The sequence below is a fragment of the Roseicella aerolata genome, from assembly GCF_020523605.1.
Classification (GTDB): Bacteria; Pseudomonadota; Alphaproteobacteria; order Acetobacterales; family Acetobacteraceae; genus Paracraurococcus; species Paracraurococcus aerolatus.
On record NZ_JAJAQI010000011.1, the window covers coordinates 1 to 13,722 of the forward strand.

Sequence of the window (13,722 nt, forward strand, 5' to 3'; positions counted from 1 at the left end):
CAGGACCGTCGGCACCCTCTGGGATACCATCGGCAGTCTCCTCGACCGCTTCAGTCCGAGCGAGTGCGCCGCCTACTTCCAACACTGCGGCTATGCACAGTCAGGGCAATAAAGGTCTAATGACGCGCGCCGATCTGGCCCTCTACCAGTCCAAGGGCGAGGGGCGGGGCCGGTTCAATTTCTTCGTCCCCGAATTGCAGGACCGGGCGGAGGCGCGGCGCGCGCTCGAACTCGGCCTGCGGGCCGCCCTGCCGCGCGGCGAGTTCACGCTCCACTACCAGCCGCAGCTCGATCTCGGCACCCGGACCCTGGCGGGGTTCGAGGCGCTGCTGCGCTGGCAGCGGCCCGGCCTCGGGCTGGTGCCACCTGCCGAGTTCATCCCGCTGGCCGAGGAGATCGGGTTGATCGGCACCATCGGCGAATGGGTGCTGCGGGAGGCGACCTCGGAAGCCGCGCGCTGGCCGGCGCCGCTCCGGGTGGCGGTCAATGTGTCGCCGCCGCAATTCCAGAATGGCCGGCTGGTCGGTAGCGTGCAGGCGGCGCTTGCGGCCTCCGGCCTGCCCGGCGATCGGCTGGAGTTGGAGGTGACTGAGAGCGCGCTGCTCGAGGATGGCGGCTGGGGCACGATGGCGCAGCTCCAGGCGCTGAAGATGCTCGGCCTGCGCATCTCGCTCGATGATTTCGGCACGGGCTATTCCTCCCTCTCGCAGCTCCGCAGCTTCCCGTTCGACCGGGTGAAGATCGACCGCAGCTTCGCCGATGACGCCGCGGTGGTGCGGGCCGTCGCGGCGCTCGGCACCAGCCTCGGCATACGGACGACGGCGGAGGGGGTGGAGACGCCGGCCCAGCTGGAGCGCGTCCGCGCCGATGGCTGCACCGAGGCGCAGGGCTACCTGCTCGGCCGGCCGGTGCCGGCCGGGGAGGTGCCGGAGATCATCCGCCGGCTCGGCGGCGCCGGCGCGGATCACGGCCTGGGCGAGGCGGCATGAGCGGGAGAGGCCTGTTCCGGCTGGTCTATGCGAGCCGCTGCCTGCTGGAGGAAGCCGCGCTGGCCGGGGAGATCCCGCGGATCCTGGAGGTCTCCCGGCGGAACAACGCCGCCCGCGGGGTGACCGGCGCGCTGCTGTTCAGCGCGGATGCCTTCGTGCAGGCGCTGGAGGGCCCACAGGAGGGGGTGGAGCAGATCTTCGAGCGCATCCAGTGCGATCCGCGGCATGCCGAGGCGGTGGTGCTGGAGGCCGGGCCGGTCCCGGCGCGCGACTTCGCCGGCTGGTCGATGGCCTATGCCGGCCGTCGGACGGATATCCGCTTCGCGGCGCTGCAGGCGGCGCCGCGCACCGCCTCCCCGGCGATGCTGGACCTGCTGCATGGTGCGCTCGGGCGGGTCACGGCGGCGGCCGTGCCCGCCTGTTGAACCCGACCGCCCCGGGACTCTGCGGGCGCTTTCGCCGCAGGCCCAGGCGTGACGCCAGTCCGCGGCGCGGGAGGGGGGGCCCGATCCTGGCTGCTGGCCTGAACACCCGCGCCGCACGGGCGGCGGGATGCGGCCCGCCCAGGACGGGCGAGAGCGCCGCCGCCCGTGCCGGCCTCCTCCCGGCCTCGCCTGCCCCGGCGGCTACTGCGCCGCCCGGGCCAGGTCGGGATCGGGTGGCCGCGGCTCCGGCGGGCGCTCCACCATCACCATGGGCTGCGGGCGCGGGATCCGGATGCCCAGCTCATCGAAGTGGAGCTTGATCCGCCGGTTGAACTCCCGCGCCACCGGCCAGCGGGCCGCCGGCTCGGTCTTCACCCGCGCCCGGATCATCACGCCGGAATCCGCCAGCTTGTCGATGCCCCAGACATCGATGTCGTCGCGGATCAGCGGCTTCCACTTGGCCTCGGCCCGGATCTCCGCGCCGATATCCTTCAGCGCCTGCACCACCCGGTCGGTGTCCTCGGAATAGGCCACCGTCACGTCCAGCACCGCGAAGGCGAAATCGCGGGTCATGTTGGTCACGGTGGTCACCGCGCTGAAGGGCACGATGTGCACGCTGCCATCGGTCGCCCGCAGCTTGATGGAGCGGATGGACAGATGCTCCACCACGCCCGTGAGGCCGCCGAGCTGCACCACGTCGCCGACCGCGACCGCATCCTCCAGCAGCAGGAAGATGCCGGTGATCACGTCCCGCACTAGGCTCTGGGAGCCGAAGCCGATGGCGAGGCCGACGACGCCCGCGCCGGCCAGCAGCGGCGCGACATTGAGGCCGAGCTGGGAGAGCGAGTTCAGCACCACGAAGACCAGGATCACGGCGCCCAGCACGGTCCGCAGCATCGGCAGCAGGGTGCGCACCCGCGCGCTGCGGGCCGCCTGGCTGTCGCGCGAAAGGCGCGTCAGCCGGTTCTGGATGGCGGTGTTCGCCGCCTCCCACACCACCAGCGCCAGCACCAGCGTCATGGCGATGGAGGCGAGCGTATCGACCAGCCGCCGCCCGAGCATGCCCTGGTCGAACCAGTCCAGGCTGTTGAAGCCCCAGATCTCCAGCAGCAGCACCAGCGCGGCGAAGCCCAGCAGGATGGAGACCAGGGTCTTCAGCACCGGCACGTATTGCGCCGCGCGGGCGGAGAGGCCGGGGAAGCGCCTCGCCATCTCCGGCCCCGGGTTCAGCAGGCGGTCGAGCGACCAGAGGATCCCCTCATCCAGCGCCTTGGCCAGGCCGACGACCAGCACGGTCAGCACCGTGCCGGTCGCCAGCCGCTGGAAGCCGTTCTCCAGCGCCAGGGCCCAGACCACCCAGGAGGCGACGAGCCAGAGGATGACCACGACGTGCCAGATATCGGCCAGCTGGTCGCGCGCGCCCCGGAGCAGCAGCCGCGTCCCCGTCGCCTCCTCGCCCTCCGGCAACGGGTCGGCCCGCAGCACGGCGGCCACCGCCTCCCGCTGCTGCAGCACGACGCGTGCCAGCAGCAGGGAGATGAGGAGCAGCGTCAGGTTCAGGATGGCGTCATAGGCCGCCCAGGGCAGGCCGAGCAGCAGCCCCGCCTCCGCAAGGGCATAGCCGCTGACGCCGACCATCAGCAGCAGCCGCAGCCAGCGGATGCCGGCCGCCGCCGCCTCGCTCGAGCAGGGGATGAGCCGGAGGTGGTTGGAGGCGGGAGAGAGCAGCATGCGCGCCGCGGCGAAGGCCGCCCGCGCGCCCATGTAGGTATGCGCCATCATCAGCCCGACCAGCCGGGTGGTCGGCAGCGGCTGCATCAGCCCGAACAGCCCGTAGACCGCCAGGCCGAAGCCCGCGATCGGCAGCAGGTCCAGCAGCAGCCGGCCGACCACCAGCGGCACGCGCTTCAGCCAGGTCCAGGGCGTGCCGTTCACCGGCGGCGCCGCCGCATCCAGCCAGCGCCGGGCCGGGGTGACGGCGCGCACCACCAGCCACTCCACCAGGAGGCCGAGGCCGAGCAGCACCAGCAGCTTCCAGGCGGCATCCATCAGCCGGGTCTGGGAGACGGGATCCCGCAGCATCCCGGTCGCGGCCGCCCAGAGCGCCGGCAGGTCGGCCATGGAGCGGATGGCGGTCAGCACCGAGTCGGACAGGCTGCCGATGCGGCCCGAGAGGCCGGCGAGGAGCTGCGCCCCGACGGTATTGGGGGCGATCAGCGGCTCGGCCGCCGGGGCCGGCTCGGCCGGCGCCGGGGCGGGCGCCGGGGCGGGTGCGGACGCGGCCGGGGCGGGCGCCGGCGGCGGCGTCGCCTCGGCCCCCTCGGCGGCCGGGGCGTTGGTCGGGGTGGGGGCGGCCGGCCCGGGGGCCCGGGACGGGGCGGGAGCCGCCGCCGCCGGGGCAGCGCCCGGGGCGGCCGCCCGGCCGGCGGCCGCCAGCGCCTCCAGCGTACGGAGCAGCTCGGCCCGCCGCGCCTCGTCCCGCAGCAGCGCCGCCGCGCGGTCGAGATCCGCCGGGGTCAGTCCGGCCGGCTGCGCGAGCGCGCCGCCACCCGCCAGCCCCGGCAGCAGGGCCAGGCCCAGGAGCAGAATTCGAAGAAGTCTCATGTGGCGGGGAGCAAGCCCATGACCCCCGCCGGGTCAAGCACGGACTCTCGCCGCCATGGTCCGTCACGCTTCCGCAAGATCTCACCTTGCCGCGAGCAGCCCGGGTGGACGCCATGCCGGGATGGCGCCAGCATACCCCGGCATGCCCGAGACCCGTGGCCCCTCGATCTGGCTGGTGATGCTCGCCCTGCTGGGGACGCACCTGGCCGGGATGGGCGCCTTCCTGACCCTGCCCGTGCTGGCGCCGCCGATCGCGGCGGAGCTCGGCATCCCGGCGAGCCTCGCCGGCTTCAACACCTCCCTCGCCTATGGCGGGGCGCTGCTCTCCGGCCCCTTCGCCCAGGGGCTGCTGCGACGCCATGGCGGCATCCGGGTCTCCCAGGGCTGCCTGGTGGTGATCGGGATCGGCATCGCGCTGGCGGTGCTGGGGCACCCGCTGGCGCTCATCGCCTCGGCCGTGGTGGCCGGCATCGGGCACGGGCCGCTGACCCCGGCCGGCAGCCATGTGCTGGCGGCGCGCACCCCGGACCGCATCCGCAGCCTGATCTTCAGCCTGAAGCAGACCGGCGTGCCGGCCGGGGCCATGCTGGTGGCGGCCGTCGCCCCGCTGGTCGGCAGCGCCTTCGGCTGGCGGGCGGGGGTGCTGACCATCGCCGGCTTCGCCCTGCTGCTGGCGCTCGCCCTGCAGCCGCTGCGCGCCACGCTGGATGCCGACCGCGACCCCGGCGCCACGGCCGAGAGCCCCTGGCGGGAGGCGCTGGCGAGCCTCGCCCTGCTGCGGACCGAGCGCCGCCTGCGGGCGCTGACCATCACCGCCTGCTGCCTCGGCATCGGGCAATTCGCCTTCTTCACCTTCTTCGTGGTCTGGCAGGTCGAGACGCTCCGGACGCCGCTGGTGGAGGCCGGGGCGCGCCTCGCCCTCGGCCAGGTGGCGGGCATCGCCGGGCGCATCCTCTGGGCGCTGGCGGCGGACCGCTTCGGGGCGCGGCCGGTGCTGTGCCTGCTCTCGGCCGGCGCCGGCCTCGCGGCCCTCGGCCTCGCACTGGGCGGGCCGGGCTGGCCGGCGGTGGCGGTGATCGGGCTCGGCCTTGCCATGGGGGCGACGGCGGTGGGCTGGACCGGGCTGCTGCTGGCCGAGATCGCCCGGGTGGCGCCGCGCGGCCGGGTGGGTGGCGCCACCTCCGCCATGGGCTTCGCCATGGGGCTGACGCTGCTGGTGGCGCCGAGCGCCATGTCGCTGACCATCCAGGCGACCGGCGGCTATGCCGCGGCGTTCGGTCTCTGCGTCGCGGCGGCGGCGCTGGCCTTCCTGGTGCTCCGCGCCATGCGGGACTAGAGCGGATCGCGGACGGACGTGAACGCCCGGGAGCGTGAATCTGCTCGAAAAACAAAGACCTACAGCGGATTGCGTTCAGATATGAACGCAATCCGCTGTAGGCGCCGCCGCCCCGCATTGCGGTTTTCCCCGAGCCTTCTAGATGGACCCCATGACGACATTTCTCACCATCCTCGTCGGCGTCGCGATGCTGGCCACCCTCGGGGTCATGCTGGCCGGCATGCTGGGCCTGACGCGGTCCGAGGGGAACGCGGGGCGCTCCAACACGCTGATGCGCTGGCGGGTGATCCTGCAGGGGGTGACACTGGTGCTCTTCATGCTCCTCCTCCTGCTCACCCGGCACTGAGGGCCGCCGTTTTGACAGGCTGCGCCGCCCCGCCTTATTTTGCCGCCGGGTTTGCGCGGGGCGGGCCACCGCCCTCCGGGTGCGGCTGCCGCCCGAGCGCCGGAGACCAACCCACGGCCGCCCGGCGGGCCGCGGGGCACAGCAACAAAGCTAGGAAACGGCAGAGGCGATGAAGCTCCTCGTCCCCGTCAAGCGGGTGGTGGACTACAACGTGAAGGTCCGCGTGAAGGCGGACGGCACGGGCGTCGAGACCGCGAACGTCAAGATGTCGATGAATCCCTTCGACGAGATCGCGGTCGAGGAAGCCGTGCGCCTGAAGGAGAAGGGCGTGGCGACCGAGATCATCGCGATCTCGGCCGGCCCCTCGGCCTGCCAGGAGCAGATCCGTACCGCCCTCGCCATGGGCGCGGACCGCGGCATCCTGATCGAGCATGACGGCGTGCTGGAGCCGCTGGCGGTGGCCAAGCTGCTCAAGGCCGTGATCGCCAAGGAGAGCCCGGATCTCGTCATCCTCGGCAAGCAGGCGATCGACGACGACATGAACGCCACCGGCCAGATGCTGGCGGCGCTGCTCGGCTGGCCGCAGGGCACCTATATTTCGAAGGTCGAGCCGGCCGATGGCGGGCTCAAGATCACCCGCGAGGTGGATGGCGGGCTCGAGATGCTGCAGCTCAAGCTGCCGGCGATCGTGACCACCGACCTGCGGCTGAACGAGCCGCGCTACGCCTCCCTGCCCAACATCATGAAGGCGCGCAAGAAGCCGATCGAGACGCTGAAGCCGGCCGATCTCGGCGTCGATGTCTCCCCGCGCCTGACGGTGGTGAAGGTGGAGGAGCCGCCGAAGCGCCAGGCCGGCAAGAAGGTCGGCTCGGTGCAGGAGCTGGTCGAGAAGCTGCGCAACGAAGCGAAGGTGATCTGATCATGGCGGTCCTGGTTCTGGTCGACCACGACGGGTCGGCCGTGACGCAGCCCACGCGCAGCACGGTGGCGGCGGCGCAGACGCTGGGTGAGGTGCATGCGCTGGTCCTCGGCGCGGCCGAGGCGGCGCAGTCGGCGGCGAAGCTGCCGGGCGTTGCCAAGGTGCTGCATTCCGACGCGGCGCAGTACGCGAACGGGCTGGCGGAGCCGATCGCGGCGCTGCTGGTCGCCCTCGCGCCCGGCTACTCCCACCTGCTGGCCCCGGCCTCGGCCGCCGGCAAGAACGTGATGCCGCGCGCCGCCGCGCTGCTCGACGTGCAGGTGATCTCGGACATCGCCGGCGTGGTGGATGCCGATACCTTCGTCCGGCCGATCTATGCCGGCAACGCGCTGGCCACCGTGAAGTCGGCCGATGCGAAGAAGGTCATCACCGTCCGCGCCGCGAGCTTCGACCCTGTGCCCGCCGAAGGCGGCAGCGCCGCCGTCGAGGCCGCGCCGGCGGCGGAGGATCCGGGCCTCGCGACCTTCCTGGGTGCCGAGATCGTGAAGTCCGAGCGGCCGGAGCTGACCGCGGCCCGCATCGTCGTCTCGGGCGGCCGCGCCATGGGCTCGGCCGAGAATTTCCACATCATCGAGAGCGTGGCGGACAAGCTGGGCGCCGCGGTCGGCGCCTCCCGCGCCGCGGTCGATGCCGGCTACGCGCCGAACGACCACCAGGTCGGCCAGACCGGCAAGATCGTGGCGCCGGACCTCTACATCGCGGTCGGCATCTCGGGCGCCATCCAGCACCTGGCCGGCATGAAGGACAGCAAGGTCATCGTCGCCATCAACAAGGATGAGGAAGCGCCGATCTTCCAGGTGGCCGATTACGGCCTGGTCGGCGACCTGTTCAAGGTGATGCCGGAATTCGAGGCCGAGCTGGCCAAGAAGTAGGGCTCGCCCGGGGAGAGGAGGCCGCCGACGCCAGCCAGCGTCCGGCGGCCTTTTTCTTGTCCGCGGCCCCGAAGCGGAACGGCCGGCCCCTCCGGAAGCGGCGCCGGCGATGCAAGACAGGCAAGGTGGGGAAGACATCATGGCCAAGGTTCAGAAACTCGGCGTCATCGGCGCCGGCCTGATGGGCAACGGCATCGCGCATGTGGCGGCGCTCTCGGGCGTGCCGGTGGTGCTGGTGGACATCCACCAGCCGGCGCTCGACAAGGCGCTGTCCACCATCGCGAAGAACCTGGACCGGCAGGCCAGCAAGGGCACGATCCCGGCCGGGGCGAAGGAGCAGGCGCTGGAGCGGATCACCGCCGGCACCAATTACAAGCTCTTCGCCGATTGCGACCTGGTGATCGAGGCGGCGACCGAGAACGAGGAAATCAAGAAGAAGATCTTTGCGAGTCTCTGCCCGCAGTTGGGGCCCGAGGCGCTGATCGCCAGCAATACATCCTCCATCCCCATCACCCGCCTCGGCGCCGCCACCGACCGGCCGGGCAAGTTCGTCGGCATGCATTTCTTCAACCCCGTGCCGATGATGAAGCTGGTCGAGGTGATCCGCGGCCTGGCGACCGAGGAGGAGACGGTCGCGACCGTCACGGCGCTGGCCGAGACGATGGGCAAGACGGTGGTGGCGGCGGCCGACTACCCGGCCTTCGTCGTCAACCGCATCCTCTGCCCGATGCTGAACGAGGCGATCTTCGCCCTGATGGAGGGCGTGGGCGATGTCCGCGCCATCGATGCGGGCATGAAGCTCGGCGCCAACCACCCGATGGGGCCGCTCGAGCTCTCCGACTTCGTCGGGCTCGACACCCTCCATTCCGTGCTGAAGGTGCTGCATGAGGGGCTGGGCGACCCGAAATACCGGCCCTGCCCGCTGCTGGCGAAATATGTCGAGGCCGGCTGGCTCGGCCGGAAGTCGGGCAAGGGCTTCTACGACTACTCGACCAACCCGCCGACGCCGACGCGCTGAGGCGGCGCGGGGCGCCCGGCGACCGGGCGCCCCGGATGGCGGCTCAGCCCGCCTGCTTGGAGAAATCCACCTTGTCGTTCGCGCCCGGATGCGGCGGCTCGCCGGTCGTCACCGCCTTCAGGTAGCCATAGGCATGCACCAGGGTGCTGGACGGGCTGTCCCAGTACTCCGCGCCCTCGCAGGTCACTTTCAGCAGCGCGACCTTCGGGTCTTCCGCCCCGCCCGGGAACCAGGTGCGCAGCGGCTCGGACCACAGCTTCTTCTGCTGCGCCACGTCGCGCACCAGCTCCGCCGTGCCGTAGATGGAGACGTAGTTCTGGCTGCTCGGGTCCGAATAGGCCAGCAGGCAGCGCTCGTCCTGCGAGACCTCGCCGGTCTTCGGGCTGTGGCCTTCGGTGAAGAACCACAGCACGCCATCGAACTCCTTCTGGGAGGCGCGCATGGGCCGGCCGCGGAAGCGCCCCTGCTCGTCCATCGTCACCATCATGGTGGTGCCGATATCCTTGATCATCTCCCAGACCTTGCGCTTGGCCTCGGCGTCGCTGCGGGTCTCCACCATCCTCTCGCTCTCCTGTCCTTGGGCCTTTCCAGGAAAAGGCATCGCGGGGGCAACGGCCGGGCGGCGGGGCGGTTCCGGCCAGTGCTTGCCCCGCGCGGGGACCGGCGGTAAGGCCGGGCCAGCCGAGGAGATATCCCCATGCCGCAGCCGCGCCCCGTCATGCTCGTCATCCTGGACGGCTGGGGCTGGCGCGAGGACCCGGCGGACAATGCCGTGCGCCAGGCCCGCACCCCGAATTTCGACGCCTTGTGGGAGGCCGGGCCGCGCGCCTTCCTGCACACCGCCGGCCAGGATGTCGGTCTGCCGGGCGGGCAGATGGGCAATTCCGAGGTCGGTCACCTCAATCTCGGCGCCGGCCGCGTCGTCATGCAGGACCTGCCGCGGATCGACGCCGCCGTGGCGGACGGCTCGATCGCCTCGCTGCCGGCGCTGACGGAGCTGATCACCCGGCTCAAGGCCTCGGGCGGGACCTGCCACCTGATGGGCCTGCTCTCCCCGGGCGGGGTGCACAGCCACCAGAAGCATGCGGCGGCGCTGGCCAAGGTGCTCTCGGCCGCCGGCGTGCCGGTCGCGATCCATGCCTTCACCGATGGCCGCGACACCCCGCCGCGCGCCGCGCCGGACTATCTGCGCACGCTGCTGGCCGATATCGCGGGCCTGCCGGGCGTCCGGGTCGCGACGGTCACCGGCCGCTACTACGCCATGGACCGCGACAACCGCTGGGAGCGGGTGAGCCAGGCCTATGACGTCATGGTCTCGGCCAAGGGCGCCCGCGCCGCCGACCCGGTCGCGGCGGTGGAGGCGGCGCATGCGAAGGATGTGACGGACGAGTTCGTCCCCGCCACTGCCATCGGCGATTACAGGGGCATGCAGGACGGCGACGGCATGCTCTGCTTCAACTTCCGCGCCGATCGGGTGCGGGAGATCCTGGGCGCCCTGCTCGATCCTGCCTTCACCGGCTTCGCGCGCAAGCGGACCATCCGCTTCGCCGCGGCCGCCGGCATGACGGAATACTCGACGGCGCTGAATCCCTTCCTCGGCACGCTTTTCCTGCCGCAGTCCATGGCGGACATCCTGGGGGAGGTGGTGGCGCGCGCCGGCCGCACCCAGCTCCGCATGGCGGAGACCGAGAAATACCCGCATGTCACCTACTTCCTGAATGGCGGCGAGGAGCGGCCCTATGCGGGCGAGGACCGCATCATGGTCCCCTCCCCCAAGGTCGCAACCTATGACCTGCAGCCGGAGATGTCGGCGCCGGAACTGACCGAGAAGGCGGTGGAGGCGATCAACACCGGCAAGTATGATCTGATCGTGCTAAATTTCGCCAATCCCGACATGGTCGGTCATACCGGCAGCCTGGCGGCCGCGATCAGGGCGGTGGAGACGGTGGATGCCGGGCTCGGCCGCATCGCCGCGGCGATGCAGGCCCAGGGCGGCGCCCTGCTGGTCACGGCCGATCACGGCAATTGCGAGATGATGCGGGACCCCGAGACGGGCGGGCCGCACACGGCGCACACCACCAACCCGGTGCCGGTCCTGCTGACGGGCGGGCCGCAGGGCGCGAGGCTGCATGACGGCAGGCTGGCCGATGTGGCGCCGACGCTGCTCCGACTGATGGGGCTGCCGCAGCCGGCGGCCATGACAGGCAGGCCGCTTGTGGAATAGAGCCCGAGGAGGGCGCTGCCCCTCTCGAACTCCCCCCGCCAGGCCGGAACCCGGCCTGGACCGGTCTGAGCCGGCAGGGTCAACTGCGGGTTTCGGGCCGGGACCAGGGGGACGCCTGCCCCGCGGGCGGGAGGGTGCGGCGCCCCAGCGAAGGCGCTGGCGCCTTCCAGGGGCAGCGCCCCCCTTGCTGGCGGCTCTCCTGGCCTTCTCCGCCCTTGCCCAGTCGCCCACCCCCCAGGCCGTCCAGGACGCCCAGCGCGCCGCCGCCGCCCAGCGCGAGGCCGCCGAGGCCGCCGCCCAGGCCGCCCAGGCCGCCGCGGCCGAGGAGCGAATACTGGCCGAGCGCCGGGTCGAGTCCGCCCGCCGCGCCCAGGCCGCCGAGCGGCGCCTGACCGAGGCCGAGGAGCGCCTCCGCGCCGCGGAAACCGCCACCGCCACGGCCGAAGCCCAGTTGCAGGAGCGCGCGGCTGCCCTCAGCCATGCCCTCCCGGTGATGCTCCGCCTTGCCCTCTGGCCGGCGGAATCCCTGCTGGCCACCCCCGGCCCGCCCGAGGATGCGCTGCGCGGCCTGCTGGTGCTGCAGGGCCTCTCGCGGGAGATGGCGGCCGAGGCCGCCACGCTGCGGGCGACCGGGGCCGAGGCCGCCCGCCGCGCAGTTGCCGCCGAGGCCGAGGCCGCCGAGCTGCGCACGGCCCAGGCCCAGTCCCGCGCCGCGGCCGAGGCGCTGGAGGAGGATCTGGCCGAGGCCCGCCGCCGCCGCGCCGGCGCCCGCGATGCCGAGGCGGAGGCGGCGCGCCGGGCCGAGGAGGCCGCCGCCCGCGCGAGCAGCCTGGAAGGCGCCCTCGCCCGGCTGCGGCGGGAGGAGGCGCGGCGGGAGGCGGAGCGGCAGCGGCGCGAGGCGGCGGAGGCGCGAGCCGCCGAGGCGGCCGAGGCCGCCGCCCGCGCGCGCGAGGCCGCCCGGCCCCGGAGGCAGGAGGCGGTCGCCCGGCCGCCCGCCGCCGAGCCGGACGAGCCCTCCCCCCGTGGCGGGGGCCGTCCCATGCCGGTCGCCGGCCAGGTGACGCGCGAATTCGGCGCCTCGGGGGAAGGCGGGCCGGCCCGCGGGATGACCCTCTCGGCGCTGCCCGGCGCCCGCGTGGTCAGCCCCTGCGCCGGACGGGTCGTCTTCGGCTCGCCCTTTCGCAGCTACGGGCTGTTGTTGATTGTGGATTGCGGCGGCGGCTACCATTTCGTGCTGGCCGGCCTGGACCGGCTGGATACCGCCCCGGGGCAGCGCGTGCTGGCCGGGGAGCCGGTGGGGACGCTCGCCGCGGGGGGCCGGGCCTCGCTGTATCTGGAGTTGCGTCACCGCGGACGGCCGGTGGACCCCAGGAATTGGTTTGCCGCCAGGGGATGAGGCGGCCAGATTCGTCGCCAGGTGATTTGGAACGCGGTCCCGGAGGGCCGCAACGCAGGGAAGCAGGTTGGCCGCATGAAGCGCAGGGTTCGGAGTGTGGCGGCGGTGGCAGGGGCCTTCGCGGCCGGGATCGTGGTCGGTCCCATGGTGGCAGCCTGGGCGCAGGATGGCGGCCGGGCCGATACCTATCGGCTGCTCAACCTGTTCGGCGATGTCTTCGAACGGGTCCGCGCCGAATATGTCGAGCCGATCAATGACCGCGACGCGATCGAGAACGCCATCAACGGCATGCTGACGGGCCTCGACCCGCACAGCTCCTACCTGAACCAGCGCTCCTACCGCGACATGCAGGTGCAGACGCGGGGCGAGTTCGGCGGCCTCGGCATCGAGGTCACGCAGGAAGGCGGCTACATCAAGGTCATCTCCCCGATCGACGAGACGCCCGCCTTCCGCGCCGGCGTGAAGGCCGGCGACCTGATCACCCATCTGAACGGCAATTCCGTCCAGGGCCTCTCCCTCCAGGAGGCGGTGGAGCAGATGCGCGGGGAGCGCGGCACCTCCATCAGGATCACCATCCGGCGAGAGGGCGCGGACCGGCCGCTCGAGCTCTCCCTGACGCGGGAGGTGATCCGGCCGCAGGTCGTGCGCTTCCGCATGGAAGGCAACGACGTCGGCTATATCCGCCTGACCTCCTTCAACGAGCAGACGGATGCCGGGCTGCGGCGGGCGCTGCAGACCCTGCGGCAGCAGGCCGGGCCGGGCGGGATGAAGGGCCTGGTGCTCGACCTGCGGAACAACCCGGGCGGGTTGCTGGACCAGGCGGTGCAGGTCACCGACGATTTCCTCGACCAGGGCGAGATCGTCTCGACCCGCGCCCGCCGGTCGGAGGATGCCCAGCGCTGGAATGCCAAGGCGGGCGACATCGCTCAGGGCCTGCCGTTGGTGGTGCTGATCAATGGCGGCTCGGCCTCGGCCTCCGAGATCGTGGCCGGCGCCCTTCAGGACCACCGCCGGGCCATCGTCCTCGGCGTGAAGTCCTTCGGCAAGGGCAGCGTGCAGACCGTGATGCCGATCCCCGGCAACGGCGCCATCCGCCTGACCACGGCGCGCTACTACACGCCCTCCGGCCGCTCCATCCAGGCGACGGGCATCGAGCCGGATATCGAGGTGCTGGCGCAGCGCGAGCAGGCGACCGCCGGCATCCCGCGCGAGCGCGAGGCCGACCTCCGCCGCGCCCTCCGCAACGAGGGCGGGGTGCAGCAGCCCGCCGGCGCCGCCATCCCGAAGCTGGAATTGCCGGGCGGCATCGCCGAGCGCATCGTCCGGCTGCCGGCGGAAGGCGCCCCGGCCTTCGACCCGACCAAGCCGGAAACCGACCACCAGTTGCAGCAGGCGGTGCAGTTGCTGCGCAACCTGGCCTCGGTGCAGGCCCAGGCCCCGGGACGCCGCGCGGCACGCTGAAGGGGCCGGCGCAGCCACAGGCGCATCATCCGTGGGTGGAAACACTCACGGGTTTGATTCCGCTTAGGCGAT

General features: G+C 72.4%; 12 protein-coding genes. 10 read left to right on the plus strand and 2 right to left on the minus strand.

Annotated features, from left to right (window positions below; translation table 11 throughout):
• Positions 1–119 precede the first annotated feature (119 nt).
• Entirely contained in the window at positions 120–989 is an 870-nt protein-coding gene (locus tag LHA35_RS09015) for a putative bifunctional diguanylate cyclase/phosphodiesterase (protein ID WP_226607264.1), read from the plus strand.
• Complete coding sequence (locus LHA35_RS09020) at positions 986–1,414, plus strand: BLUF domain-containing protein (protein ID WP_226607267.1); 429 nt, start codon at positions 986–988, stop codon at positions 1,412–1,414. The genes LHA35_RS09015 and LHA35_RS09020 overlap by 4 nt, the downstream gene beginning before the upstream one ends.
• A gap of 201 nt (positions 1,415–1,615) precedes the next feature.
• Here LHA35_RS09020 and LHA35_RS09025 read toward each other — a convergent pair whose 3' ends face one another.
• Positions 1,616–4,018 (minus strand): mechanosensitive ion channel family protein, encoded by a 2,403-nt coding sequence (locus LHA35_RS09025; protein ID WP_226607270.1) that lies wholly within the window; start codon positions 4,016–4,018, stop codon positions 1,616–1,618.
• A gap of 142 nt (positions 4,019–4,160) precedes the next feature.
• Here LHA35_RS09025 and LHA35_RS09030 point away from each other — a divergent pair, with 142 nt between their 5' ends.
• The 5 genes from LHA35_RS09030 to LHA35_RS09050 all read left to right on the plus strand — a co-directional run bounded on the left by LHA35_RS09030 (position 4,161) and on the right by LHA35_RS09050 (position 8,569).
• Positions 4,161–5,354: an MFS transporter gene (locus tag LHA35_RS09030; protein WP_226607273.1), complete on the plus strand. Its 1,194-nt coding sequence runs from the start codon at positions 4,161–4,163 to the stop codon at positions 5,352–5,354.
• 151 nt (positions 5,355–5,505) lie between these two features.
• On the plus strand, positions 5,506–5,700 hold the full coding sequence (locus LHA35_RS09035) for a twin transmembrane helix small protein (protein WP_226607276.1): 195 nt from the start codon (positions 5,506–5,508) through the stop codon (positions 5,698–5,700).
• 169 nt (positions 5,701–5,869) lie between these two features.
• A complete protein-coding gene (locus LHA35_RS09040; RefSeq protein WP_226607279.1) occupies positions 5,870–6,619 on the plus strand; it encodes an electron transfer flavoprotein subunit beta/FixA family protein in 750 nt (249 codons plus the stop codon).
• A gap of 2 nt (positions 6,620–6,621) precedes the next feature.
• On the plus strand, positions 6,622–7,551 hold the full coding sequence (locus LHA35_RS09045; RefSeq protein ID WP_226607283.1) for an electron transfer flavoprotein subunit alpha/FixB family protein: 930 nt from the start codon (positions 6,622–6,624) through the stop codon (positions 7,549–7,551).
• 139 nt (positions 7,552–7,690) lie between these two features.
• On the plus strand, positions 7,691–8,569 hold the full coding sequence (locus tag LHA35_RS09050; RefSeq protein WP_226607285.1) for a 3-hydroxybutyryl-CoA dehydrogenase: 879 nt from the start codon (positions 7,691–7,693) through the stop codon (positions 8,567–8,569).
• A 43-nt stretch (positions 8,570–8,612) separates the two neighbouring features.
• Here the strand turns inward: LHA35_RS09050 and LHA35_RS09055 are convergent, their stop codons facing one another.
• Positions 8,613–9,128: a pyridoxamine 5'-phosphate oxidase family protein gene (locus LHA35_RS09055; RefSeq protein WP_226607289.1), complete on the minus strand. Its 516-nt coding sequence runs from the start codon at positions 9,126–9,128 to the stop codon at positions 8,613–8,615.
• A gap of 138 nt (positions 9,129–9,266) precedes the next feature.
• Here LHA35_RS09055 and gpmI point away from each other — a divergent pair, with 138 nt between their 5' ends.
• The 3 genes from gpmI to LHA35_RS09070 all read left to right on the plus strand — a co-directional run bounded on the left by gpmI (position 9,267) and on the right by LHA35_RS09070 (position 13,650).
• Positions 9,267–10,793: a 2,3-bisphosphoglycerate-independent phosphoglycerate mutase gene (gpmI, locus tag LHA35_RS09060; RefSeq protein ID WP_226607292.1), complete on the plus strand. Its 1,527-nt coding sequence runs from the start codon at positions 9,267–9,269 to the stop codon at positions 10,791–10,793.
• A gap of 184 nt (positions 10,794–10,977) precedes the next feature.
• Positions 10,978–12,189, plus strand: coding sequence for a murein hydrolase activator EnvC family protein (locus tag LHA35_RS09065; protein WP_226607293.1), 1,212 nt, complete (start codon positions 10,978–10,980; stop codon positions 12,187–12,189).
• 75 nt (positions 12,190–12,264) lie between these two features.
• Positions 12,265–13,650, plus strand: a complete 1,386-nt coding sequence (locus LHA35_RS09070; protein ID WP_226607297.1) for a S41 family peptidase — start codon at positions 12,265–12,267, stop codon at positions 13,648–13,650.
• Positions 13,651–13,722: the final 72 nt, after the last annotated feature.